Source organism: Sphingopyxis sp. P8, assembly GCF_020622175.1.
GTDB lineage: Bacteria > Pseudomonadota > Alphaproteobacteria > Sphingomonadales > Sphingomonadaceae > Sphingopyxis > Sphingopyxis jiangsuensis.
The window spans coordinates 743,589-765,909 of the sequence record NZ_JACNMK010000001.1; the positions used below are offsets into that span (position 1 = coordinate 743,589).

At 65.0% G+C, this 22,321-nt stretch carries 29 protein-coding genes and 1 tRNA gene; 14 read left to right on the forward strand and 16 right to left on the reverse strand.

All coding sequences use genetic code 11. The annotated features are described in order from the left end of the window. Window positions 1-55 precede the first annotated feature (55 nt). Window positions 56-391 carry an endonuclease domain-containing protein gene (locus H7692_RS03665; protein ID WP_227339789.1) on the reverse strand — a complete coding sequence of 112 codons (336 nt, stop codon included), beginning with the start codon at window positions 389-391 and terminating at the stop codon, window positions 56-58. Between the two features lie 424 nt (window positions 392-815). Here H7692_RS03665 and H7692_RS03670 point away from each other — a divergent pair, with 424 nt between their 5' ends. The 9 genes from H7692_RS03670 to H7692_RS03710 all read left to right on the forward strand — a co-directional run bounded on the left by H7692_RS03670 (window position 816) and on the right by H7692_RS03710 (window position 6,094). Beyond that, entirely contained in the window at window positions 816-1,601 is a 786-nt protein-coding gene (locus H7692_RS03670) for a type I restriction enzyme HsdR N-terminal domain-containing protein (RefSeq protein ID WP_227339790.1), read from the forward strand. Window positions 1,602-1,669: 68 nt separating this feature from the next. After that, window positions 1,670-2,752, forward strand: coding sequence for a hypothetical protein (locus H7692_RS03675; RefSeq protein ID WP_227339791.1), 1,083 nt, complete (start codon window positions 1,670-1,672; stop codon window positions 2,750-2,752). Window positions 2,753-3,101: 349 nt separating this feature from the next. Beyond that, on the forward strand, window positions 3,102-3,308 hold the full coding sequence (locus tag H7692_RS03680; protein WP_201925914.1) for a cold-shock protein: 207 nt from the start codon (window positions 3,102-3,104) through the stop codon (window positions 3,306-3,308). Between the two features lie 3 nt (window positions 3,309-3,311). After that, entirely contained in the window at window positions 3,312-3,581 is a 270-nt protein-coding gene (gene infA, locus H7692_RS03685; RefSeq protein WP_201925916.1) for a translation initiation factor IF-1, read from the forward strand. Between the two features lie 40 nt (window positions 3,582-3,621). Continuing rightward, the gene (locus H7692_RS03690; RefSeq protein WP_201925918.1) at window positions 3,622-3,765 is read left to right on the forward strand and encodes a hypothetical protein; all 144 of its coding nucleotides are present in this window, start codon (window positions 3,622-3,624) and stop codon (window positions 3,763-3,765) included. A gap of 52 nt (window positions 3,766-3,817) precedes the next feature. Beyond that, complete coding sequence (locus H7692_RS03695; protein WP_227339792.1) at window positions 3,818-4,039, forward strand: hypothetical protein; 222 nt, start codon at window positions 3,818-3,820, stop codon at window positions 4,037-4,039. A gap of 88 nt (window positions 4,040-4,127) precedes the next feature. Further along, window positions 4,128-4,769, forward strand: coding sequence for a TetR/AcrR family transcriptional regulator (locus H7692_RS03700; protein ID WP_227339793.1), 642 nt, complete (start codon window positions 4,128-4,130; stop codon window positions 4,767-4,769). Window positions 4,770-4,835: 66 nt separating this feature from the next. After that, window positions 4,836-5,276: a nuclear transport factor 2 family protein gene (locus H7692_RS03705; RefSeq protein ID WP_201925924.1), complete on the forward strand. Its 441-nt coding sequence runs from the start codon at window positions 4,836-4,838 to the stop codon at window positions 5,274-5,276. After that, window positions 5,273-6,094, forward strand: a complete 822-nt coding sequence (locus H7692_RS03710; RefSeq protein ID WP_227339794.1) for an arylamine N-acetyltransferase family protein — start codon at window positions 5,273-5,275, stop codon at window positions 6,092-6,094. Before H7692_RS03705 ends, H7692_RS03710 begins: the two co-directional genes overlap by 4 nt. Here H7692_RS03710 and H7692_RS03715 read toward each other — a convergent pair. Further along, window positions 6,091-7,086, reverse strand: a complete 996-nt coding sequence (locus H7692_RS03715) for a GlxA family transcriptional regulator (protein ID WP_222135901.1) — start codon at window positions 7,084-7,086, stop codon at window positions 6,091-6,093. The genes H7692_RS03710 and H7692_RS03715 overlap by 4 nt on opposite strands. A gap of 125 nt (window positions 7,087-7,211) precedes the next feature. Between H7692_RS03715 and H7692_RS03720 the strand changes: the two genes are divergently transcribed. The 4 genes from H7692_RS03720 (at window position 7,212) to H7692_RS03735 (ending at window position 10,508) form a co-directional block, all read left to right on the forward strand. Then, window positions 7,212-8,039 (forward strand): alpha/beta fold hydrolase, encoded by an 828-nt coding sequence (locus H7692_RS03720; protein ID WP_201925931.1) that lies wholly within the window; start codon window positions 7,212-7,214, stop codon window positions 8,037-8,039. Between the two features lie 63 nt (window positions 8,040-8,102). Beyond that, entirely contained in the window at window positions 8,103-8,879 is a 777-nt protein-coding gene (locus H7692_RS03725; RefSeq protein WP_201925933.1) for an SDR family NAD(P)-dependent oxidoreductase, read from the forward strand. Window positions 8,880-8,900: 21 nt separating this feature from the next. Continuing rightward, window positions 8,901-9,401 carry a hypothetical protein gene (locus tag H7692_RS03730; protein WP_222135900.1) on the forward strand — a complete coding sequence of 167 codons (501 nt, stop codon included), beginning with the start codon at window positions 8,901-8,903 and terminating at the stop codon, window positions 9,399-9,401. A gap of 135 nt (window positions 9,402-9,536) precedes the next feature. After that, on the forward strand, window positions 9,537-10,508 hold the full coding sequence (locus tag H7692_RS03735) for an NAD(P)H-dependent flavin oxidoreductase (RefSeq protein WP_201925938.1): 972 nt from the start codon (window positions 9,537-9,539) through the stop codon (window positions 10,506-10,508). Here the strand turns inward: H7692_RS03735 and H7692_RS03740 are convergent. From H7692_RS03740 to H7692_RS03800, 13 genes are all read right to left on the reverse strand, one after another. After that, the gene (locus H7692_RS03740; RefSeq protein WP_227339795.1) at window positions 10,498-10,980 is read right to left on the reverse strand and encodes an AHH domain-containing protein; all 483 of its coding nucleotides are present in this window, start codon (window positions 10,978-10,980) and stop codon (window positions 10,498-10,500) included. The two genes, H7692_RS03735 and H7692_RS03740, sit on opposite strands and share 11 nt — an antisense overlap. After that, window positions 10,980-11,798 (reverse strand): hypothetical protein, encoded by an 819-nt coding sequence (locus H7692_RS03745; RefSeq protein ID WP_227339796.1) that lies wholly within the window; start codon window positions 11,796-11,798, stop codon window positions 10,980-10,982. Before H7692_RS03745 ends, H7692_RS03740 begins: the two co-directional genes overlap by 1 nt. Window positions 11,799-11,893: 95 nt before the next feature. Beyond that, window positions 11,894-13,837 (reverse strand): potassium transporter Kup, encoded by a 1,944-nt coding sequence (locus tag H7692_RS03750; RefSeq protein WP_390881101.1) that lies wholly within the window; start codon window positions 13,835-13,837, stop codon window positions 11,894-11,896. A 75-nt stretch (window positions 13,838-13,912) separates the two neighbouring features. Beyond that, window positions 13,913-14,563: a tetratricopeptide repeat protein gene (locus H7692_RS03755; protein WP_227339797.1), complete on the reverse strand. Its 651-nt coding sequence runs from the start codon at window positions 14,561-14,563 to the stop codon at window positions 13,913-13,915. Continuing rightward, on the reverse strand, window positions 14,560-14,994 hold the full coding sequence (locus tag H7692_RS03760; protein WP_201925948.1) for a cytochrome c-type biogenesis protein: 435 nt from the start codon (window positions 14,992-14,994) through the stop codon (window positions 14,560-14,562). The genes H7692_RS03755 and H7692_RS03760 overlap by 4 nt, the downstream gene beginning before the upstream one ends. Beyond that, window positions 14,991-15,521: a DsbE family thiol:disulfide interchange protein gene (locus H7692_RS03765; protein WP_201925950.1), complete on the reverse strand. Its 531-nt coding sequence runs from the start codon at window positions 15,519-15,521 to the stop codon at window positions 14,991-14,993. The genes H7692_RS03760 and H7692_RS03765 overlap by 4 nt, the downstream gene beginning before the upstream one ends. Beyond that, a complete protein-coding gene (locus H7692_RS03770) occupies window positions 15,518-17,488 on the reverse strand; it encodes a heme lyase CcmF/NrfE family subunit (RefSeq protein ID WP_227339798.1) in 1,971 nt (656 codons plus the stop codon). The genes H7692_RS03765 and H7692_RS03770 overlap by 4 nt, the downstream gene beginning before the upstream one ends. Window positions 17,489-17,620: 132 nt before the next feature. After that, on the reverse strand, window positions 17,621-18,061 hold the full coding sequence (ccmE, locus tag H7692_RS03775; RefSeq protein ID WP_201925954.1) for a cytochrome c maturation protein CcmE: 441 nt from the start codon (window positions 18,059-18,061) through the stop codon (window positions 17,621-17,623). After that, entirely contained in the window at window positions 18,058-18,213 is a 156-nt protein-coding gene (locus H7692_RS03780; RefSeq protein ID WP_201925956.1) for a hypothetical protein, read from the reverse strand. The genes ccmE and H7692_RS03780 overlap by 4 nt, the downstream gene beginning before the upstream one ends. A gap of 1 nt (window position 18,214) precedes the next feature. Next, entirely contained in the window at window positions 18,215-18,949 is a 735-nt protein-coding gene (gene ccmC / locus H7692_RS03785) for a heme ABC transporter permease CcmC (RefSeq protein ID WP_201925958.1), read from the reverse strand. Between the two features lie 42 nt (window positions 18,950-18,991). After that, a complete protein-coding gene (locus H7692_RS03790) occupies window positions 18,992-19,351 on the reverse strand; it encodes a YbaN family protein (RefSeq protein WP_201925960.1) in 360 nt (119 codons plus the stop codon). Between the two features lie 70 nt (window positions 19,352-19,421). Continuing rightward, window positions 19,422-20,471 carry a Glu/Leu/Phe/Val family dehydrogenase gene (locus H7692_RS03795; protein WP_201925962.1) on the reverse strand — a complete coding sequence of 350 codons (1,050 nt, stop codon included), beginning with the start codon at window positions 20,469-20,471 and terminating at the stop codon, window positions 19,422-19,424. Between the two features lie 98 nt (window positions 20,472-20,569). Beyond that, window positions 20,570-20,646: transfer RNA gene (locus H7692_RS03800), tRNA-His, on the reverse strand. Window positions 20,647-20,748: 102 nt separating this feature from the next. Between H7692_RS03800 and H7692_RS03805 the strand changes: the two genes are divergently transcribed. Next, window positions 20,749-21,429 carry a prolyl hydroxylase family protein gene (locus H7692_RS03805; RefSeq protein WP_227339799.1) on the forward strand — a complete coding sequence of 227 codons (681 nt, stop codon included), beginning with the start codon at window positions 20,749-20,751 and terminating at the stop codon, window positions 21,427-21,429. 131 nt (window positions 21,430-21,560) lie between these two features. On the opposite strand, the gene H7692_RS03810 is transcribed toward H7692_RS03805, so the two are convergent. Further along, window positions 21,561-22,304, reverse strand: coding sequence for an SIMPL domain-containing protein (locus H7692_RS03810; protein WP_227339800.1), 744 nt, complete (start codon window positions 22,302-22,304; stop codon window positions 21,561-21,563). Between the last annotated feature and the right edge of the window lie 17 nt (window positions 22,305-22,321).

The window sequence follows — 22,321 nt, forward strand, 5'->3', positions numbered from 1 at the left end:
TGCCCGCAGGGCATGGGGAGGGGGACCGCTCGCAAAGCGAGTGGTGGAGGGGCCATCAGCGCCCCGCCAGAACCACCCGGACCACCCCGTCGACCACAGCCTCGACATCGCGCAGCACATCCGCCGCCGCGACGCGCAGCACGACAAGTCCCTCCCCGCGGAGCCACGCATTGCGCTCCAGATCGCGCGCGGGCCGCTCGCCCATGTCGTGCGCCATCCCGTCGACCTCGACGATCAGCTTCGCCTCGGGCGCATAGAAATCGGCAATGAAGCGCCCCACCGGATGCTGCCGCCGAAACTTCACCCCGCCCGGCCGCAAGCGCAGCCGCTGCCACAGCATCACCTCGGGCAAAGACATCTCGCGCCGCAGCCCGCGCGCCGTCTTGACCACAGCTTTAGAAGTCGAACGCCCCACACCCCCTCCCCAACCCAATCCTCCCTGTGGCCGAAAGGCCATGGGGAGGTGGCAGCCGCAAAGAGGCTGACGGAGGGGCCAAAACGCATCGCCCCCGCCCCTCCACCACCCTTCGGGCGGTCCCCCTCCCCATGCCTACGGCACAGGGAGGAATTCGGAAATCCCAACCGCCCCCACCCCGGACCAATCCCCCAAATCCTCCCTGTTGCGCAGCAATGGGGAGGTGGCAGCGCGAAGCGCTGACGGAGGGGCAATCCTCCCTGTGCCCGCAGGGCATGGGGAGGGGGACCGCTCGCAAAGCGAGTGGTGGAGGGGTGAATGCAACGACAAAACATAAGCTAGACTGAATCCTTTTGGCGATTTAGCTTTCCAGTCATGAAAGTCGGTATGGGGAGGGGTCATGTCCGTCGCAGTAAAAATTCCGAAAAAGGTTCAGGACCGTCTTTTTTCGGGAATTAAGCGGTATCAGCCGATTGTTCGCAAATTGGTAGCAAGAGACATTTCGGAAGCAGATACAGTTACCGTCATCAAGGATATGCTGAATGATATATTCGGATATGACAAATATGCTGAAGTCACCAGCGAACAACAGATCAGGGGAACGTTCTGCGATCTTGCGATAAAGGTCGAAGGAAAAATCCAATATCTTTGCGAGGTTAAGTCGGCAGGCACGACACTCAACGATAACCATCTGCGACAAGCGGTGAACTATGGCGCGCACCAAGGCATCGAATGGGTCATCCTCTCAAACGCGATTGTCTGGAAAATCTATCGCATAAAATTTGCCCAACCCATCGAATGGGAAGAGGTTCTGTGCTTCGATTTCTCGCAAATCACTAAGTCTGGTGACGATCTCGCGAAGCTTTTTATGCTTTGCCGAGAAAGTATAAATAGCGAAACGCTCGACGCATTTCATCGCCAAGCACAGATCGTCAATCGCTACGTCATCGCGGTAACACTGTTGTCAGACGGCGTTGTTGGCTCGTTGCGAAAGGAGTTTCGCCGTTTGTTTGACGGCTTGAAGGTTTCCGAAGCCGATCTCCGCGTGATCCTTGCGAATGAAGTCATTAAACGCGATGCGCTGGATGGCGAGGGCGCCTCAATCGCAAAGAGCGTAATTAAAAAGGCGGAAGGTGCTCAACGCAGGCGGGCCGCTAAAGCAGCAAAGTCAGCGACGGTGACATAATCCCCCTTTCCTACAATTCACCCATATGGTTCATTCTGTCGGTTTTAACTCACCGAAAGGACGAATCGATGGACGCGACCGACACCGACGCCACCCTTCCCCGCCGCCCCAGCTATCATTGGACGCCCGCGCTGCAGCGCGAATTTCTGGAGCATCTGGCCGCCACCGGCTCGGTGCGGACTGCGGCGATGCATGTGTCGATGTCGCCTTCGGCGGCGTACCAGCTTCGCCACCGGCCGGAGGGCGCGGCGTTCAGGCTCGGCTGGGCGGCGGCGGTGCTGATCGCGCGCGAGCGGCTCGCCGACGAGCTGCTCGACCGCGCGATCTGGGGCTATGAGGAGACCGCGACGATCAGCCGCGAGGACGGGCGAAGCTTTGCGCGGCGGCAGCGCCGCGACAGCCGCCTTGGCCTCGCGATGCTCGCGCGGCTCGACCAGATGGTCGAGGTGCGCGCGCGGGCGGGCGAGGCGATGGCGGCGCAGGTGATCGCGGGCGACTGGCCGGGCTTCCTCGCGCTGTTCGATGCCGCGCAGGCGCAGTTCGACGCCGCGCGCGCCGCCGCGGCCTCCCCCGACACCTCCCCCACTGACACCTCCCCCACCGGCGAGAGCGCCGACGCCCTGTCCGAAACCGCCACCGGCGCCACCCCTTCCGCTGCCGTCCCCGGCCAGGGCGCTGCGCTGGCGGTCTGGCTCGCCGGGCGCGACAACCGCGCCAACCCGCTCGCCACCCTGTGGGCAGGAAGTGCAATCGCGAGTGAAGTTGCGCGGATTTCCGCCAATTTCGATGCCGGTCTCCCCGCCGATCTCGGCTCCCGCTGCGATGCCCAGCCGACGGTCGCAGAGGCGGTCGGCGCCATGGGCGTGTGGCGCGACGGAGAGACCGGCGAATGGCGCACCGATTTCCCGCCCCCCGCCGACTTCGCCGGGATCGAAGACGGCGAGTTCGGCGAGGCGCGTTACGAACGCACGCTCGACCCCGACGAGGAAATGGCGTGGGAGGCCGCGCGCGCCGCCGACGCCGCGCCGCTGCGCCATGCGGCAGAGGCGGCACGCCGCGCCTGCTTCGGCCTCCCCGCCCCCGCGAACGACCCCGACGATTACGACGCCGACGCCGACGCCGCCGCCCCGCGCGCCGCGGCGGGCGGCTGATCGCCGGACGGCCTCAGGGGCAGGACCCTGGCCCAAACCAGAGGCCAATTACCTGTGCCGCACCGGCAAACAGTCGCCGTGACCACGGTCAGTATTTTCATGGCCCAGGCCAGAAAAAGCGAAGATCAAGCTGCGCGGATATTTGACTGCAAACATGGCGATATATCGCGTTCATTTTGCTGGAATTTGCGGAAAAACTTGACATTTTGAAAGGAGGCCTCCATTTATGCCGCGCTACCGTTGCCTGCGACGGAAATTAGAAGCCTTCGCGGCGGATACTTCCCTTCACTCGCTACCAGCTCCGTCGACGCTGTTGTCGCCGGATATCGTTTCGTGAAAGGAACATCCCATGCCGATAGGCACCGTAAAATTCTTCAACGCCGACAAGGGCTATGGCTTCATTTCGGACGAAGATGGCTCGGGCGACGCGTTCGTCCACATCACCGCCGTCCAGAACGCCGGCATGTCTGGTCTCGAAAAGGACCAGCGCATTTCGTACGAGCTGGAAACCGGCCGCAATGGCAAGACCTCGGCTGTCAATCTGACCCAGGCCTGATCTTTGGCGAAAGAAGAAGCGCTCAGCTTCGACGGCGTCATCGACGAGATCCTGCCCGACGGCCGCTTTGGCGTCGTGCTGGAAAATGGCCATCGCCTGATTGCCTATACGGCTGGCCGGATGCGGCGTTTCCGCATCCGGTCGGTCGTCGGCGATTCGGTGAAGGTCGAAATGACCCCCTATGATCTCTCCAAGGGACGCATCGTCTATCGCGATCGCGGTCCGGGAGCCGGGGGCGGCGGCCCGCGCGGCCGCCAGCCAAAGCGCCGATGACGGCGCCAATAGCAATAAAAGAATGAATATCAGAGGATTTATGTTCAACTACAGTAACGCATTCCCCCAATTGGCCAGCGCGCTGCACCGCGCCGTTCCGGCGCGCCCTGCGCCGCGCGACCGGCGCTCGCCGACGCTCTCGCGTCGCGAACTGCGCCGCCTGATCGCCGACATGATCGACTGATCGCACCACCCCGGCCGCGCCTTGCCGCGCGGCCGCCCAAAGGAGAAGCCCCGTGTCCGCCACCAGCGATTTCTATCTGAAACAGGCTGAAAAATGCGAAAGCGACGCAGTGGAAACCGCGCTCGACAATGTGCGTGAGCGCAATCTGCGCGCCGCCGCCGCGTGGCGCACGATGGCCGACAAGCTGATCCTCACCGAACAGACGCGCGAGAAGCGCGTTGCGGACGCCGCGCGCGAGGCCGAACTGCGCGACAAGGCCGCCGCCACCGCCTGACGCGCCGCCGCGCGGGCTCCGCCGATTCGGGACAGCCGCGGGACAAATCGCGCCTGTCGCTTTGGCGAGACCCTTGTATCATGGCGCGATGACTGTCTCCCCCGACTCCGATCCGCGCGCGAACCAGAAACAGCGCACCCGCACCGCCATCGTCGACGCCGCGATCGCGCTGCTCGCCACCGGCTGCCGCCCGACGGTCAGCGAGGCCGCGACCGCCGCCAAAGTGTCGCGCGCGACCGCCTATCGCTATTTCCCGACGCAGGACTCGCTCCTTGTCGAGGCGGCGGCGCACGGGCCGGTCGAACCGATCGAGACGCTCGTCGCGGCGCAGACCGGCGACGACGCCGGCGCCCGCTTCGCCGAGCTGCAGGCGGCATTCAACGCGCTGGTGGGGGAGGAAGAGGCGGCAATGCGGATGGCGCTCCGCTCCTATCTCGACGCCTGGTTCGCGGCGCGCGAGCGCGGCACGCTCGCCCCCGACGTGCGGCAGGGGCGCCGCATGCGCTGGATCGCCGCGACGCTCGCCCCGGCGCGCGGCACGCTCGCCCCCGACACCGCGCAGCGCCTGTCGGCGGCGCTCGCGCTCACCCTCGGCATCGAGCCGCTGTTGGTGATGAAGGACATCTGCCGCTTGGATGACGCCGCCGCGCGCGATACGCTGCAATGGATGGCCAAGACGCTGCTCGACGCCGCGCTGACAGAGCAAAGCGCGACGCGAAATGATGATTAGACTTTTCTCTTGTGGTGAGACTCGAGTCTCATTAATGGGCGCGCCACCCCAAAGGAGATTCGCATCATGACCCCCGAACAGATCGACAAGCTGATCAACGAACATTTCGAATATGAGGCCACGGACAACATCGACGCCGTCGTCGCCGGAATGACCCCCGACGCCGCACATCACGTCATCCCCTCGCCCGCCGGTCCGATTTCGGGGCACGCCGCGGTGCGCGCCTTTTACACGCGCCTCTTTGCCGCGATCGCCGGCGAAAAGGTCACGCCGGTCCGCCGCCTCTACGGCCCCGACTTCGTCGTCGACGAGGTGCTGTGGGAGGGGCAGGTCCACGACGGCAGCATCTTCCTGTGCGACGGCAAGAGTGGCCGCGTAACCTTCCGCATGCTCCACGTCTTCGAATTCGACGGCGAACTCGTGAAGAGCGAGCAGGTCTGGTGCGACCTCGCCGCGATCCAGGCGCAGCTCGGCGTCGGCGCTGCTGCGGCGGCCGTCGCGGCATGACTGCAGCCACTGCCGCGACCCCCGCGCAGCTTGCCGCCTATCTGGCGCGCATCGGCTTTGCGGGGATTCCGCGCGCCGACCTCGACACGCTCACCGCGATCCACCGCGCGCATGTCGAAAGCTTTGCGTGGAACTGCATCGACGCATTTGTCGGGCGCGCAACGGGGCGCGACCCCGCGGCGGCCTTTGTCAAGATCGTCGAACAGGGGCGCGGCGGCTGGTGCTACGAAATGAACGGGCTGCTCGCCGCGATGCTCGAGGCGATCGGCTTCCGGCTGACGCGCCTTGCCGCCGCCGTGATGCGCGACGAACTGGGTGAGGTGTCGCTCGGCAACCATCTGATGATGATCGTCCATCTCGACCGCGACTATATCGCTGACGTCGGCCTCGGCTCGGGCCTTGTCGAGCCGATCCCTTTCGCCGCGGGCCGCACCACGCAGCGCGGCTCCGACTATGCGCTCGAACCCATTGCGGGCGGCTGGTGGCGTTTTCACAACCGGCCGGGCGTGCTGCCGCCCTATTTCGACTTTTCGCCCGACATCCACGACGAGGCTTTGCTCGACGGCAGCTGCCGCTGGCTCCAGACCGACCCCGCCTCGCCCTTCCGCCAGAATCTCGTCGTCCAGCGCTACACGCCGCACGGCCTCGACTCGCTGGTCGGACGCAGCCTGACGTGCCGTGACGCGAGCGGCGTGACGCAGAGAGAAATCGCCACCGCCGCTGAACTCGACACGGTGCTGCGCGAGCGCTTCGGTCTGTCGAACATCGACACCGCGGCGGTCTGGACGGGAATTGAAGCCACAACGCAGCCGGCCTAGGCGGCCGCGGGTACCGCGAAGCGTTGGCGATATTCGTGGGGCGTCAGCCCGGTAATGCGGTGGAACAGCTTGCGGAACGCCGCGGCATCCTCGTAACCGACGGTCCACGCGATCTGGTCGACGGTGCGGCGCGTGAATTCCAGCAACTCGCGCGCCTTGCCGACACGCAGGTGCTGAACATATTCGACCGGGGTCATCCCCGTTGCCGCCTTGAACCGCCGCTGGAACGTCCGTTCTTCCAGCCCCGCCTCGGCGGCCATCGCGGGTACTGCAACCGGTCCCGGCCCCCTGGCCTGCAGCCAGTGCTGCACCTTCAGCACCGCTTCGTCGCCATGGCTCAGTTTGGGCGCAAAGCTCGCATAATTTTTCTGCTCGCGCCCCGCGGGGTCGATCAGCAGGAAGCGCGCCGTCTCCATCATCACCGTCGGACCCAGCAGCCGCTCGACGATCCGCAGCCCCAGGTCGGTCCACGCCATCAACCCGCCCGCGGTGATGATGTCGCCATCGTCGATCACCATCCGGTCGATCTCCAACCGTACATCGGGGAAACGCTCGCGAAATGCGTCGGCAAAAAACCAGTGCGTCGTCGCCGGCCGCCCGCCCAGCAATCCCGTCGCCGCGAGAGCAAACGACCCCGCGCAATTCGACGCGAGCACCGCGCCCTGCGCATGCCGGTCGAGCAGCCAGCGGGCATAGGGCTCCGCCTCTTCGGGATCGAGCAGGCGGTGCAGGCTCCCGGGCACGATCAGCACCGCAGGCCGATGGCATTCGGGCTCGTCCGGGTGGCTGTCATATGACGGCGCCATCCCGCCGCCTTCCTCGACCCGCCAATGGGTGACGCGGATCGGCGGGCGGTCGTGCTTGACTGCAAAGCGTCCCGCAATGTCGAACAAGTCGGTGATCCCGTGAACCATCCCCATCTGACAATCGGGATAGGTCATCACCCCGACCTCGATCAGCGGCACACTGGTTTCGCCCGGCTGTTTCGGCATGAGTCGACTCCTTGTCGTAATCAGCCCGCATAATGTCGTTTCCGCCAATCCCTTTCAAGGGGGCAAGCACTTAAATCCGAAAACACCGGCGGACAGGACCGCCCGACACCCGAAAGGAAAGCATCATGACCACGATCAAAACCAAGGACGGCACGAACATCTTCTTCAAGGACTGGGGTCCGAAGGACGGCCAGCCCATCGTCTTCTCACACGGCTGGCCGTTGACCGCCGACGCATGGGATGCGCAGATGGTGTTCTTTGCTGGCAAAGGCTTCCGCACGATTGCCCACGACCGCCGCAGCCACGGCCGTTCGGACCAGGTCTGGGACAATAACACCATGGACCAATATGCCGACGATCTCGCCGAACTGATCGAACAGCTCAACCTCAACGACGTCATCCTCGTCGGCCACTCGACCGGCGGCGGCGAAGTCACCCGCTATATCGGTCGCCACGGTACTGCCCGCGTCGCCAAGGTTGCGCTGATCGGCGCAGTTCCGCCCCTGATGCTCAAGACCGAAGCCAATCCGGGCGGGCTGCCGATCGACGTGTTCGACGGCATCCGCAAGGGCACGTTCGACAATCGGGCGCAATTCTTCAAGGATCTGACCATTCCCTTCTACGGCTATAACCGCGACGGCGCGGTCGTTTCCGAAGCGGTGCGCGACGATTTCGTGCGCCAGGGACTGATGGGCGGCCTGAAGGGCGAACTCGACAGCATCCGCGCCTTTTCGGAAAGCGACTTCAACGACGACCTCAAGAAGTTCGACAAGCCGACTCTCGTCCTCCACGGCGACGACGACCAGATCGTTCCGATCGACGCCTCGGCCCATTCGACGGTCAAGATCGTCAAGCATGCGGTGCTGAAGGTCTATGAAGGCGCCGACCACGGCCTGACGGTGACCCATCAGGACCGGTTCAACGCCGATCTTCTCGATTTCATCAACGGATGATACAAGGCAGGGCGCGGTGCCGGCCGGCACCGCGCCCTTCGCCCCGGACAAGGGAGTGAAGACATGACTCAGGACACCTATCTCATCACCGGCGCATCGGACGGCATCGGCGCGGTCTATGCCGACCGGCTGGCCAAGCGCGGCGTCAATCTGATCCTCGTCGCGCGCCGCGCCGACAAGCTCGAAACCCTCGCCGCCCGGCTGCGCGCCGAAACCGGCGTTGCGGTGGACATCATTGCCGCCGACCTCGCCGACGCCGCCGATCTCGCCCGCATAGAAAACCGCCTGCGCAGCGACACCGCGATCACGGGCCTTGTCAACAATGCGGGGATTGCGGGCGAAACAGCATTTGTCGAGGCCGACCCCGCGCATCTGACCGCGCTGGTCAACCTCAACATCCTTGCCGTCACCCGGCTTTCCGCCGCGATCGCGCCGCGCCTTGCCACCGCAGGATCGGGGGCAATCATCAACATCACCTCGGTCACCGCGCTGCTGCCCGATGGCTTCACTGCGGCCTATCCCGCCAGCAAGGCATTCGTGCTCGCCTTTTCCGAAGCGCTGAACGTCGAACTCGGCGCAAAGGGCGTCCGCGTGCAGGCGGTGCTCCCCGGCATCACACGCACACCGATCTGGGACGAGGCACAACTCGCAAACATCCCGGCAGAGATGGTGATGGACGTCGACGACATGGTCGATGCCGCGCTCAAGGGGTTTGACATCGGCGAAACCGTGACGATCCCGGCGCTTCCCGATCAAGCCGACTATGACGCCTATATCGCCGCGCGCGCCGCGCTCCGTCCCAACCTGTCGCGGTCCCAGCCCGCGGCACGCTATCGCTGAGCGAACGAAAGGAGACCTGCCATGATCCTCGGACTCACCATTCCCCAGTTCACCGCGCTCCACGTCGCGATCAGCTTCGTCGGCATCGGCAGCGGCCTGATCGTCCTGCCCGCCTTCGCCCGCGGACGCCTCATGCCGCGCATGACGGGCATCTTCCTCTGGACGACTTTGCTCACCACGCTCACCGGCTTCCTCTTTCCGATCGTCGCCTTCACACCGGCCCTCGGGGTCGGGATCGTGTCGACGCTGGTCCTCGTCGCCGCATTCTGGGCCTGGTACGGTCGCAGACTTACAGGGTCCGCCGGGAGCGTCTTTGCTGTGACGGCAACGGTCGGGCTGTGGCTCAACCTGTTCGTGCTCGTCGTGCAATCCTTCCTGAAGGTCCCGGCGCTCAACGCGCTCGCCCCGACAGGAAGCGAGCCGCCCTTCGCTGCCGCACAGGCCCTTCTGCTTCTCGCTATGATTGCACTCGGTTACGCTGCGGTCCGATCGGTGCGCCCCCGCGCGGACGTCCGACCCTAACGGTTGCAAAGGCAGGGACGGTGGCCGGTCGTCCCTGTCCCGCTTCCATTCCGCCGCCCTGTCACTCTCACCCACTTGCGCTGCCTTCCGTTGACGTTAAGGTAAGTTTCAAAGCGCAACCGGAGAGAGTGATTCATGGCCCTTCCCCCGATTTTCGACCGCCTTCGCCTGCCCGTCATCGGGTCGCCCCTGTTCATCGTCTCCGGCCCCGAACTCGTCATCGCACAATGCAAGGCCGGGATCGTCGGGAGCTTCCCCGCGCTGAACGCGCGCCCGCAGTCGATGCTCGACGAATGGCTCCACCGGATCACCGAGGAACTGGCGGCGTGGGACCGCGACAATCCCGACCGCCCCGCCGCACCCTATGCCGTCAACCAGATTGTCCATCGCTCGAACGACCGGCTCGAGGCCGACATTGCGACCTGCGCCAAATGGAAGGTGCCGATCACCATCACCTCGCTCGGCGCGCGCGAGGAACTCAATCAGGCAGTCCATAGTTGGGGCGGCATCACGATGCACGACATCATCAACGACCGCTTTGCGCGCAAGGCAGTCGAAAAGGGTGCCGATGGTCTGATCCCGGTCGCGGCTGGCGCGGGCGGACATGCCGGCGTCCAGTCGCCCTTTGCGCTCGTGCAGGAAATCCGCGAATGGTTCGACGGCCCGATTGCATTGTCGGGCGCCATCGGCCACGGTCGTTCGGTGCTGGCAGCGCAGGCGTGTGGGGCCGATCTTGCCTATATCGGCAGTGCCTTCATCGCGTGCGAGGAAGCAAACGCCAGCGACGATTACAAGCAAGGCATTGTCGAGGGCCGCGCCGCCGATATCGTCTATTCGAATCTTTTCACCGGCGTTCACGGCAATTATCTGCGCGGTTCGATTTCGGCGGCCGGACTCGATCCCGACGCGCTGCCCGAAGGCGACCTCAAGACGATGAATTTCGGTTCTGGCGGCAACACGAAGGTAAAGGCCTGGAAGGACATTTGGGGATCGGGCCAGGGTATCGGCGCGGTGCGCTCGGTCGGCCCGGTCGCCGATTTCGTCGCGCGGCTGACCGAGGAGTATCGCGACGCCTATCACGCGCTCGAAGGCAAATTCATCCGCTGACGAGCGCGTACATCCGATCGATCGCGGCATCGAGGTAGGGACGATCGACAAAGAGTCGCATGGGATCGCGTCGGTTGAGCCAGAATCCGCCGCGATGCCCGTCGGTCAACGCTCGCCGCATCGTGTTCTGAATCAGGCACAGGCGCATCACTGCCGTACGGCGCGCAGTGCAATAATCGCTGTGTGCCTGCCGCTCGAAAGTAGCGCGGACCTGTTCAACGCGCGCCGCGATCACGTCGGTATATCCCCGATGCGGTCCGCGGTGCAGCGCGTGCCCTGAGCACAGCGCCATTTCTTCCCGGGCGGGGAGCATGACGCCGTTGCGATCAAACTGCTGCAATGCAAAGCCCTCACGTCGCAAATGGTCGAACATCGTCGCCATTTGGCTTCGCCGCAGGATTGCAACCGGAATCAGATGGTGGCGCTGAAACCCCGCTCGAGCTGGCGGTGCGCAGTGCCAGCGCGCCGCCATCAGCGGTGATCGATAAATTCGACTGCAACGATCGTCGGGGAATTGGCGGCGCGGGCAGGATGCAGAACAAGCCTGATCGACTCCCCCGCCGTCATACCCCGAATCCGCTGCGGACCGTCGATCGCACCATGAAGAATGACATCGATGGCGATGCGGGCCAATCGCTTTACGCCGTCGGCGATTGTCCAGCCGGAAGGCAGATGTGCCCGTAATTCCTGATCCGAAAACAGAGCCAGACCGCGCGTCGAAACGACGTCGGCACCGTCAATCTCACTGCGGCGAAAAGCGACGAGATGAAGTACCGGTGGCATGCTGCTCGCCAGCATCTCGGCAACGGCGCTGCGCAACTGCGATGCGTCGGACCAAAGACGTGCGGGGGGCCAAAAGAAATGGCTCGCGTCGAACAGGTCAACCGCCAGCACGACCAGCTTGAGATAGTCGCGTTGCGGCAACGACGCCGCGCCAGTCGTCTCGGGAACGAAGCGCCAGCATTTCTCTGTTTTTTGCCAATTGGCCGGCAGGCTCGCTGCCAGCAGGCTGGTCGCCGGGTCGGCAGGGTCCGCCTCTGCCACTGCGCCGTCCGCCGCAGGTCCGGCGAGGACCGTCACCGATCCAAAGCGAAACCGGTAACAGGGTAGTCGGATTTCATCGGTCAAATTCGCTGGGACCGATTGAAGCGTTTCGGGCTGCAGCCCCATGTGGCGCATCGCCGTTTCGATGTGGCCGGCGTCGGCGCCGTGCAGCCTCGGACCGATAATCAGGGCAAAGGGTTCCGGGACAACCGGCAAGATATTCTTATCGCTGTCGCCGACGTTCATCTGCTTGCCGACCTTTGCTTGACGACCCCTGCATCGCAAGACTTGCGCCGATGTTCAAATGCTTATTGCATCCCGGCCATGACAGCGCCGGTTCGTCAGATTGCGACCTGGCTTCCCAGTTCGACCACGCGGTTGGTCGGCAAACGGAAATATTCCATCGCGCTTTCCGAGTTCCGAAGCATCCACGCGAACAGTTTTTCGCGCCAGATCGGCATTCCCGGCGTTTTCGCGGCGATCAGCGTCTGACGCGACAGGAAAAAGCTGGTCTCGATCATCTTGAACTCGCCGCCACAGCTTGTGACGCGGTCCAGTGCTGCCGGGACATCGACAGGCTGCATGAAACCATAATTCAGGATCAGGCGGTGGAAACCCTGCCCCAGATCGTCGAGAGAACAGAGTTTCTCTGCGCTGACGAACGGCACGTCGGCGATCTTGATGGTCAGCAGGATGACGCGCTGGTGCAGCACCTTGTTGTGCTTCAGATTGTGGAGCAGCGCGTGCGGCACCCCGTCCGAACTCGATGTCATGAACACCGCGGTACCCGGAACGCGCGTCGCGCTGTTCGCCGCCGATTTCACGAAGATCGGGATCGGCATTGCGCCTTCGGCCATTTCCTGCTGCATCAGCTTGCGCCCGCGCGACCACGTGGTCAGCAAGGTAAAGATCGTCAGGCCAATGGCGAGCGGCACCCAGCCGCCGTCCGGAACCTTGATCAGATTCGCACCGAAATAGGCGATGTCGACGATGAAGAAGACGGCTAGCACCGGCAGCGCCTTCCACGCCGGCCATTTCCACAGCGCGAACAGCACAACGCTCATCAGGCAGGTGTCGATGAACATCGCCCCCGTCACCGCGATGCCATAGGCGGCCGCGAGGTTGCTCGACGATCCGAAGAAGAGGACGAGGATGATGACCATCACCATCAGCCCCCAGTTGACGACCGGAATATAGATCTGCCCGGCCGTCGCGGCGCTCGTATGCTCGACGCGCAGGCGCGGCATGAAGCCGAGTTGGATCGCCTGCTGGGTGAGCGAGAAGGCGCCCGAAATCACCGCCTGGCTCGCGATGATCGTCGCGAGCAGCGCAAGGATGACGACGGGTATGCGCCACGCGTCGGGCATCATCAGGAAAAAGGGGTCCTGGATCAATCCAAGCCGTGCCCCCGCCTCGGCGCTCAGCACCATCGCGCCCTGTCCCATATAGTTGAGCATCAGCGCGGGGAGCACGAAGAACAGCCAGCTGATCCCTATCGGCCCGCGTCCGAAATGGCCCATGTCGGCATAAAGCGCCTCTGCGCCCGTCACCGCAAGCACCACCGCGCCGAGCGCGATGAAGGCGGTGAAGCCGTCAACATAGAAAAAGCGCAGCGCATTGACCGGATTCAGCGTGTGGAGGATGATCTGCGGATGCTCGAAAATATGCATGATCCCAAGTGTCGCGAGCATCAGGAAGTAACAGAGCATGATCGGCCCGAACAATCCGCCGACCTTCGCCGTCCCGCGCGACTGGATCGCGAACAGCCCGATCAGGATCGCGAGCGCAATCGGCACGATATAGGGCTCGAACCCCTGATTGATGTAGCTCAGCCCCTCGGTTGCTGACAGCACCGACATCGCCGGGGTGATCATGCTGTCGCCGTAAAAGAGCGCGGTCGCGAACACGCCGAGCAGGATGATCGGCCATGTCCAGCGCTTGCCCTCCGACGAGCGACTGATCAGCGCGAGCAGGGCAAGACTGCCCCCTTCCCCCTTGTTGTCAGCGCGCATGATCGTCATCACATATTTGAAGGTGACGACGAGCATCATCGACCAGAAGACAAGGCTGAGCACGCCATAGATGTGCAGCCGGTCGGGATCGATCGAGTGATGCCCCGCAAAGGTTTCGCGAAACGCGTAAAGCGGGCTGGTGCCGATGTCGCCGAACACGACGCCGACAGCGCCGACGGCCAGCTTCAGCCTGCCATCGCCATGATGTCCGTGGCCGTGGTGGCCGGAAGCGGCGGCGGGAGACGCGGGCGCGTCTGCGCCCTCGGCCGCCAATTGCGACTCAGAAGTCATGCCGCGCCCCTTAGACGAGTGCGCGGCGAGAAAACAGGTTCCAAATTGGGACGCATATCAGCGCTGCGTCGCGCTTTCGGGCGGCAGTGCGGGTCCGAGCGCCTGCCGCAGCTGGGCAAGCCGCGCTTCGAGGTCGGGACGCCACGGCGCGCCATCGGGGCTGCGCGCCAGCAATTCGCTCCACACTGCCTCGGCGCCATTGAGGTCGCCGCTCTGCGCCAGCGCCAGCCCCGCGAAAAAGGGTGGCGCCGGATGGTTCGGATCGCGCTTTTCTGCCTCGTCGAACGCCAGCGCCGACGCGGGCGACATCACCCCGCCGCCATGCGCGACGAGCGCATTGCCGAGCCCGACCCAAAGGTCGACATTGTCGGGGTGCTGCTCCAGTCCCTTTTGCAGCGTCTGTGCCGCGAGCGCAGTCTTGCCCGTGCGCGCGAAGCCATCGGACATGCCGAGCCATTGCGCCGCCGGACCGAAGCGGTCGGCCATCCCCTGCCGCTGGTCCTTGATCGCCTCGCCAAAGCCCTCGGGCTCGTCGAATCCCGCCACCGGCTTTCCGGGTAACGAGGGATTCCCCTGCAAGGCATAGCCGGCAAGGCCCAGCATCACCGCCGCTGCGGCGAGTGGACGCGTCGTCGCGGGCAACCGGCCGGGCCAGACGAAAGCGCCGATGGTCAGCGCCGCGGCGAGAAGGACCCAGAGCCAGGTCATGTCGCCCCGCCCTCTTCCTCGTCCTTGGCGCCGCGTAGCCGCCCAAAAGCAAGCCAGCCTCCGATGGCAAGGAAGGCAAGTGGTCCGAGCCACAACAACGCGGTCGCGCCATCGAACGGCGGGTCATAACTCACCCAATTGCCATAGCGCGCGACGAGCCATTCGCGGATTGCGTCGGGGCTTTCGCCCGCGGCAAGCTTGCTCCGCACCTCGTGCCGCATGTCACCCGCGAGCGGCGCGTCGCTGTCGGCGATCGACTGACCCTGACAGACCAGGCAGCGCAGCGTTTCCATCAGCGCCTTCGCCTGCGCTTCCTTCGCAGGGTCCTGAAGCTGCTGATAGGCATAAGGCGCCGACGGCAGCCGGTCTTGCGCTGCCGCGGGTGCCGCCGCCGCGCAGAGGAGCAGCGCAAGGGCTAGCCGCAACCTCATTCCATCGCCTCCAGCTTGGCGACAATCTCCGGCACCTGATCGGCGAGGATCACGCCCTGGATCTGCTCGCGAATGATACCCTTGCCATCGACGAGAAAGGTTTCGGGAACGCCCGACGATCCGAGCGCGATCTGGACGCTACTTTGCATGTCCGAGCCGATACGGTCGAAGGGGTTGCCATATTCGCGCAGGAATTGAGCGACATCCTCGGGCCGGTCGCGGATCGCGATGCCGTCAATCGGGACGCCCGCCTGTTTCAGCGCTTCGAGCTGCGGCGCCTCGGCGCGGCACGGGATGCACCAGCTTGCAAAGACATTGACGAGGCGCGGCCGCCCGTCGGCGAGGTCGCTGCTTTTCAGCCCCTCGACGCCTTCGGTCGCGGGCGGCAGGTCGAACAGCGGCATCGGCTTGTCGATCCATTGCGACTGGATCAGCGTTTCGGCAGGAACCGTCAGCCGATAGATGAAGGCGCCGAACAGCAGCCCCATGATCGCCAGCGGCACGAAAAGGACCCAGCGGTTCTTCATGGCGCGAAACGCTCCTCTGCCTTGCGCGCGCGCCGGACGCGCCAGATCGCCAGCAATTGTGCGCGCCCGATCAGCGCGAGCGCGGCACCGAGCGCGATCAGCCCGCCGCCGAGCCATATCCACCATACGAGCGGCTTCCACCACAGCCGCAGCTGATAGCGGTCGGGCGCACCGTTCATCCCCGGAACCGGCTGGCCGAGAACCGCATAAAGCTGACCGCCCGGCCGCGTCAGCAGCGCGGCTTCATTGGTTTCGGTCGGCGCAGTGCCCATCAGCCCCGGGAACATCCGCGATTCGGGCTTGAGCACGAACGACGCGCCGCCCGGCGTCGTCGCGGTCAGCGACCCTTCGAGCGCTGTGTAATTGGGCCCCGCGACCGGCCTCACCCCGTCGAAGCGCACGGCAAAATCGGCGACGCGCACCGTTTCGCCCGGCGCCGCGGCGACCAGTCGTTCCTTGATGAACGCGCTCTCGGCCGCCATCCCGGCAAGCGCCACCGCCACGCCAAAGTGGGCAAGGACCATCCCCCACGTCGGCAGCGGGGTACGGCGCAGATTGCGGTTCCACAGCGGCGCCAAGCTCGCGACCGCCACGACGCCCGCAACGGACATCCCCAGCAGCGGCAGGATGCCGATCTTGCCGCCAAACAGAACGAGTGCGAACAGCACCGCCGCACCCGCGAAGATCGCGGGCGGCAGGCGCGACCAGAGCTTCCGGCCGTCATCCTTGCGCCACGCGAGCAACGGCCCGGCGACCATGACAAGGCAAAGGATCAGCGCAAGCGGCCCCGCGACGCGGTTGTAATAAGGCGGCCCGACCGAAATCTTCTCCCCCATCGCCTCGGCAACGATCGGATAGAGCGTGCCGAGCAGCACAAGCGCGAGGATCGTCGTCAGCAGCAGGTTGTTGATGACAAGCGAGCCTTCGCGGCTGACCAGCGCGAACTTCTTCCCCTCGGCCACCGTTCCCGCGCGGATCGCAAACAGGGTCAGCGCGCCGCCGATGTAAAGCGCCATCAGCACGAGCAGGAAAGTCCCGCGCTCGGGATCGACCGCAAAGCTGTGGACGCTGGTCAACAGGCCCGACCGCACGATGAAGGTCCCGACCATCGACATCGAAAAGCCGATCACCGCGAGCATCACCGTCCAGGCGCGCAGCGCGTTGCGCGTCGCCGTCACCGCGACCGAATGGAGCAAGGCGGCGCCCGCGAGCCACGGGATCAGCGAGACATTCTCGACCGGGTCCCAGAACCACCAGCCGCCCCAGCCGAGCTCATAATAGGCCCAATAGCTGCCCGCGGTGATACCGAGCGTCAGGAATATCCAGCTCCCCAGCACCCACGGCCGCATCGCGCGCGCAAAGGCGGGGCCGATCTCGCGCGTCACCAGCGCGCCGACCGCAAAGCTGAACGCAACCGACAGGCCGACATAGCCGACGTAGAGCGTCGGCGGGTGGAAGGCGAGCCCGATGTCCTGGAGCAGCGGGTTGAGCCCTTGCCCGTCGGGCGGCGCGACCGGCAACCGGTTGAACGGGTTCGACGAGAAGAGCAGGAAGGCGAAAAACCCCAGGCTGAGCGCCGCCTGCGCGGTGAGCGTGGCGATCAGCGTATCCTCGCGCAGCCGCTTCTCGAACAACGCGACGAGCGCGCCCGACAGGCCGAGGATCGTCAGCCACAACAGCATCGACCCTTCGTGATTGCCCCATGCGCCGGCGACCTTGAAGATCATCGGCTTCAGGCTGTTGCTGTTGCGCGCGACAAGCTCGACCGACATGTCGGAGCGCACGAACAATGCTATCAACAACGCAAATGCAACCGCGGTGAGCACGCCCTGCGCCACGCTCGCCGGGCGCACCAGCGACGCAAGGTCTTTCGGCCCCGCGCGCAGGAACAGCGCGCCCGCGATCAGCGACAGGCAGGCAAGCGCCGCAGCGATCCACAAGAGGGCGAGGCCGAGTTCGGCAATCATTCCGCTACGTCCTCAAACCGGTCGCGTCATTGCGAGGAGCGAAGCGACGAAGCAATCTCCTGCCAACGCTAGTCAAAACCGCATGCGGGAGATTGCTTCGCTCCGCTCGCAATGACGGAAATATACGCGGCGTCATGTTTTCGGCGCCATTTTCGCTACACCCTTCGGCATGTCGCCCATCTGCGGCGGCATATAACGCTCGTCATGCTTCGCCAGGATCCGGTCGGCGACAAAAGTCCCGTCGGCGCGCATCCGGCCGTCGGCGACCATGCCCGATTCCTCGGCGAACAGGTCGGGGACGATGCCGGTGAACTCGACCGGCACCGATGCCTTGCCGTCGGTCGCGACGAAGCGGATCGTCACGCCGTCGCCCAGCCGCTCGATGCTGCCCTGCGCCACCATCCCGCCGAGCCGCATCGCCTCGCCCGTCGCTGCCTTGCCCGCGGCGATTTCGGCGGGGGTGCGGAAATAGGCGGCCTCGTCGCGAAGCGCACTCGCGCCGAGCACGCCCGCGCCGGCAATGCCCGCCACCGCGAGCAGCGCGAGGATCAGCCGCTGATGCTTTGCCTTCACCGCCGGTCCTTTCGCAGCGCATCGCTGCGCCGTTCGGCCTTGACCATCGCGCGCCAGCTCGCCCAGAGCACCGCGGCGGTGAGCAGCGCGGTCAGGCCATAGGCCGCGGCGACATAGGCCCATTGCGCGCTTCCATCGATCACGCCCGTCACCTCAGCCCTCCTCGTCGTCCGCCAGTCGCCGCAGCCGCGCCGTTACGCGGTTTTCGGCGATGATACGCCGCATCCGCATCAGCACGATGGCGCCGAAAAGCAACGAAAATCCGGTGAGCGTCAGCCCAAGCGGCCACAGTAACGCGCCGTCGATGCTCGACCCGCGCAGGGTGATGCTGGGCCCCTGATGCAGACTGTTCCACCACACGACGCTGCGGTTGATGATAGGAATGTTGATCGCGCCGACGAGCGCATAAACCGCCGCACCGCGCGACAGCGCTCCACCGGCGCGCGCGCCCTCGTCGCCGCGCGTCAGCGCGATAAAGCCGGCATAAAGAAAGAACAGCACGAGCATCGAGGTCATGCGCCCGTCCCATTCCCACCAGGTGCCCCAAGTGGGTTTGCCCCAGATCGACCCGGTGGCGAGGCAGAGCGCGGTGAACAGCATCCCCGGCACCGCAATCGCGCGCGCCGCAATCCCTGCAAGCGGATGGCGCCACACCAGTTGCACCAGACCCGCAACCGCGAGGCTCGTCCAGCCGCCCATGCCCAACCATGCCGAGGGAACGTGAACATACAGGATGCGCGCGGTTTCACCCTGCTTGTAGTCGCCCGGAACAAGCGCAAGTCCGGCCCATGCGCCGACCATCAACAGCAACAGTCCCCCGCCGAGCAGCCAGGGCGTCAGCGGGCGCGCAATCGCAAGGAAACGGGTAGGATTCGCATAGGCGTGCATCGCGCGCGCAGCCTTAGGCGAGGGGGAGGCGACGGTCCAGCCTTACGTCGCACCTTCGGGGCGCGTCCAAATCCAGCTTCCGCCCACCGCCGCCGCGATGATTGGCGCCATCATCCACGGCCACGGCGCCAGAACGAGCGCGAGCAGGATGCTCGCCGCGAAAGCGACCGTCGCCGCGACCTTCCCCTTGCGGCTGACCGCGCCATGGTCGCGCCATGCGACGATATGGGGGCCGAACACCGGATGCGCGAGGAGCCAGGCCTCGAGCCGCGGCGACGAGCGCGCAAAGCAGAAAGCCGCAAGAATCACGAACGGCACGGTTGGCAGCAGCGGCAACACGGCGCCGATTGCGCCCAGCCCCAGCGAGGCCCAACCTGCGACGAGATAGAAATGCCGTTTCATCGGCACCGAGGCTTAGCGGAAATCGCCGACAACAAAACCCCTCCCCTTTGGTGGGAACGGGGCCCGTATTTTACCCGCGCCCGATCAGTTTTTGCGCCATGCGGTCGGCGACGACCGACGCCGGGGTGCTGCTCGCGCGGCTTTCGGCCCAGATTTCGGCGAGGCGTCCAGGGATTTTCGCGATCCTGCTTTCCACCTCTTCGCGACTTCCCTGCCCCAGATACTCGAGCGCGACGTTGATGATGCCGCCCGCGTTAATGACATAGTCGGGGGCGTAAACGATGCCGCGATCATGGATGCGCTGACCGTCGCCGGCCGTTGCGAGCTGATTGTTCGCGCCGCCTGCGACGATCGGCACGCGCAGCTTTTCGATGCTCCGTTCGGACAGGATGGCGCCGAGTGCATTGGGGCTCAGCACGTCGGCCTCGATCTCCATGATCGCCGCCGAATCGGCAAGCTCGGCGCCCAGTTCCTCGGCGAGCGCCTTCGCGCGCGCGAGATTGACGTCGGCGAGGGTCAACTTGGCGCCGTCGGCCGCGAGCCGCCGTGCAACGCCGCCGCCAACGCTTCCTACGCCCTGGATCGCGATGCGCACGCCCTTCGCGCTTTCGGTGCCGAGCCCTTCCTTGATCGCTGCCTTGATACCCAGATAGACGCCGAGCGCGGTCAGCGGACCGGGGTCCCCGCCCGCTTCACCGCTCGCCACGGGCAGCCCGCTGACATGCCTGGTGTGCTGCGAGATCGCGACCATGTCGGCGTCGGACATGCCGACGTCCTCGGCCGTCACATAGGCGCCGCCGAGCGATTCGACCGCGCGCCCGAATGCCGCGAGTTGTTCGGGGGTCTTTGCCGCGCCTTCGTCGGCCAGGATCACGCCCTTGCCGCCGCCCATGGGCAGCCCCGCCATTGCGTTCTTGTAGCTCATGCCGCGCGACAGGCGCAGCGCGTCGGTGATCGCCGCGGCACGCTGGGGGTAATGCCAATAGCGAACGCCGCCCGCGCCGGGGCCGAGGTGGGTCGAATGGACTGCAATGACCGCCGTCAGCCCGCTCGCGCGATCGCGGAACATGTGGACATGCTCGTGATCGTCGAAATCGGCGAAATCCCAGACTGCGGACATGACAAACCCTCACGAATAAAAATTACATGAAGGCGTAATAATGAAATAGCGGCAACGAGTCACGCCAAAAGCAGGGGATGCTCGGATGCTGCTGTAAATGGGGCGATCAACGGGGCTCGAACCCGCGACCTCCGGTACCACAAACCGGCGCTCTAACCAACTGAGCTATGATCGCCACACGCCGGGCGAAACCGCCTACGACAGCGCGCGGCGATAGGCGCGCACCCCCGCTTCGTCAAGCATTGTTCGCATGGACATGAACGCATAAAAGCGCGCCATGGCTGGCAACGAACATGTCGACATGGCGACCTCGGGCGCCGATCGTACCGCCACGCGGCTAGCGGCGTTGCCGGGCATCCGCCGCACGCCCTCACCCAAGCTCGAACAGTTCGTGCTGCCGCGCTTTCTGGACCACGCGACTTGCGACGCGCTCATCGACCGGATCAATGCCGCGGCGCGCCCATCGACGATCGCCGACCCCAACGGCGACGAATATTTTCGCACCAGCTCGACCTGCGATCTCGACCATCGCGACGCGCTGGTGGCCGAAATCAACGCGCGGCTGCACGACCTCACGGGCATCCCGCTGCCCTATGGCGAGCCGCTGCAGGGCCAGCGCTATGAAGTCGGCGAGGAGTTCAAGGCGCATACCGACTATTTCGACCCGCACGGCGCCGACTGGGAAACCTATTGCACGATCCCCGGCCAACGAAGCTGGACGCTGATGATCTATCTCAACGAGCCACCTGCGGGCGGCGCGACGCGCTTCCTTGCGACGGGGAAGATCCACCAGCCCGAAACCGGCAAGCTGCTCGCATGGAACAATGTCGGGCGCGACGGCACGATCAATCCCGATACGCTCCACCACGGCATGAAAGTCCGCAAGGGACGCAAATATATCGTCACGAAATGGTTTCGCGAACGCCCTTGGCCCTGGGCCGAGGGGGAGTTGGGTTAGCCTGTCTCAAAACCCGTTCGTGTCGAGCGAAGTCGAGACACCCCGAAGGCGAGCGCCAAGCCGATGAGCATCCCGACTTCGCTCGATGCGAACGGAAATTTTGGGGGGCAGTTCGGACCGCCCCCTCAAAATTACCGCACCAGCCGATACTGGAAATTCAGGGTCAGGCTGTTCGACACCCGCCCCGGCTCGACCGGGGTCGATTTGGCGTCGGCGGCCATTTCCATCCGCACCATCGGCATCGGCGGCTGCGGGCCGCTGAAACCGCCTTCGCTGATCGAAACCAGTTCGGCGCCGCGAAAGCCCGCGAGCCGTGCATAGTCCGCGGCCTTGGCTTCGGCCGCCTTGATCGCTTCGCCGCGCGCGCCTGCGAGAACCGCGTCGCTGTCCTTCATTCCGAACCACGGACCTTCGACATTGGTCCCGCCCGCGGCGACGAGTGCGTCGAGCAGCGGGCCGATGTCCGCGATCTTGCCGGTGGTCGCGCGCACCGTGTTGCTCACCTGATAGCCGATGAATCGCGGCTGCTGGCCGGGCGCGCGTTCGCTATAATCATATTGCGGCGACAGGTTGATCCCGCTCGTCTGAATATCCTCGGTCTTGATCCCGCGCGCCTTGGCGGCCGCGATCAGCTTGTCCATCGCCGCGGCGTTGAGGCGCATCGCCTCGACCGCGGTCGGCGCCGTCGTGGTGACGCCTGCACCGATCGTCGCCTCGTCGGGGCGCGAGCGCACTTCCTTGGTGACGCCGAACGACAGAATCGGGCCTTGCGCCGTTGCAGTCGTCACGCTCGATCCTCCTTGCTGGGCGATGGCGGGGGTGGCTGCGGCGGTCATGAGCCCGGCGGCCAGTGCGATGAGCATTTGCTTCTTCATTTCAATCTCCTGCGGGG

Coding starts and splice junctions, on each gene's coding strand:
- H7692_RS03805 (WP_227339799.1), top strand. CDS start 20,749: ATGGCTGGCAACGAACATGTCGACATGGCGACCTCGGGCGCCGATCGT.
- H7692_RS03705 (WP_201925924.1), top strand. CDS start 4,836: ATGACCCCCGAACAGATCGACAAGCTGATCAACGAACATTTCGAATAT.
- H7692_RS03810 (WP_227339800.1), bottom strand. CDS start 22,304: ATGAAGAAGCAAATGCTCATCGCACTGGCCGCCGGGCTCATGACCGCC.
- H7692_RS03690 (WP_201925918.1), top strand. CDS start 3,622: ATGTTCAACTACAGTAACGCATTCCCCCAATTGGCCAGCGCGCTGCAC.
- H7692_RS03680 (WP_201925914.1), top strand. CDS start 3,102: ATGCCGATAGGCACCGTAAAATTCTTCAACGCCGACAAGGGCTATGGC.
- H7692_RS03740 (WP_227339795.1), bottom strand. CDS start 10,980: ATGGCGGCGCGCTGGCACTGCGCACCGCCAGCTCGAGCGGGGTTTCAG.
- H7692_RS03670 (WP_227339790.1), top strand. CDS start 816: ATGTCCGTCGCAGTAAAAATTCCGAAAAAGGTTCAGGACCGTCTTTTT.
- H7692_RS03730 (WP_222135900.1), top strand. CDS start 8,901: ATGATCCTCGGACTCACCATTCCCCAGTTCACCGCGCTCCACGTCGCG.
- H7692_RS03795 (WP_201925962.1), bottom strand. CDS start 20,471: ATGTCCGCAGTCTGGGATTTCGCCGATTTCGACGATCACGAGCATGTC.
- H7692_RS03745 (WP_227339796.1), bottom strand. CDS start 11,798: ATGAACGTCGGCGACAGCGATAAGAATATCTTGCCGGTTGTCCCGGAA.
- H7692_RS03755 (WP_227339797.1), bottom strand. CDS start 14,563: ATGACCTGGCTCTGGGTCCTTCTCGCCGCGGCGCTGACCATCGGCGCT.
- H7692_RS03720 (WP_201925931.1), top strand. CDS start 7,212: ATGACCACGATCAAAACCAAGGACGGCACGAACATCTTCTTCAAGGAC.
- H7692_RS03675 (WP_227339791.1), top strand. CDS start 1,670: ATGGACGCGACCGACACCGACGCCACCCTTCCCCGCCGCCCCAGCTAT.
- H7692_RS03700 (WP_227339793.1), top strand. CDS start 4,128: ATGACTGTCTCCCCCGACTCCGATCCGCGCGCGAACCAGAAACAGCGC.
- H7692_RS03770 (WP_227339798.1), bottom strand. CDS start 17,488: ATGATTGCCGAACTCGGCCTCGCCCTCTTGTGGATCGCTGCGGCGCTT.
- ccmC (WP_201925958.1), bottom strand. CDS start 18,949: ATGCACGCCTATGCGAATCCTACCCGTTTCCTTGCGATTGCGCGCCCG.
- H7692_RS03725 (WP_201925933.1), top strand. CDS start 8,103: ATGACTCAGGACACCTATCTCATCACCGGCGCATCGGACGGCATCGGC.
- H7692_RS03760 (WP_201925948.1), bottom strand. CDS start 14,994: ATGAGGTTGCGGCTAGCCCTTGCGCTGCTCCTCTGCGCGGCGGCGGCA.
- H7692_RS03735 (WP_201925938.1), top strand. CDS start 9,537: ATGGCCCTTCCCCCGATTTTCGACCGCCTTCGCCTGCCCGTCATCGGG.
- H7692_RS03715 (WP_222135901.1), bottom strand. CDS start 7,086: ATGCCGAAACAGCCGGGCGAAACCAGTGTGCCGCTGATCGAGGTCGGG.
- H7692_RS03790 (WP_201925960.1), bottom strand. CDS start 19,351: ATGAAACGGCATTTCTATCTCGTCGCAGGTTGGGCCTCGCTGGGGCTG.
- H7692_RS03710 (WP_227339794.1), top strand. CDS start 5,273: ATGACTGCAGCCACTGCCGCGACCCCCGCGCAGCTTGCCGCCTATCTG.
- H7692_RS03765 (WP_201925950.1), bottom strand. CDS start 15,521: ATGAAGAACCGCTGGGTCCTTTTCGTGCCGCTGGCGATCATGGGGCTG.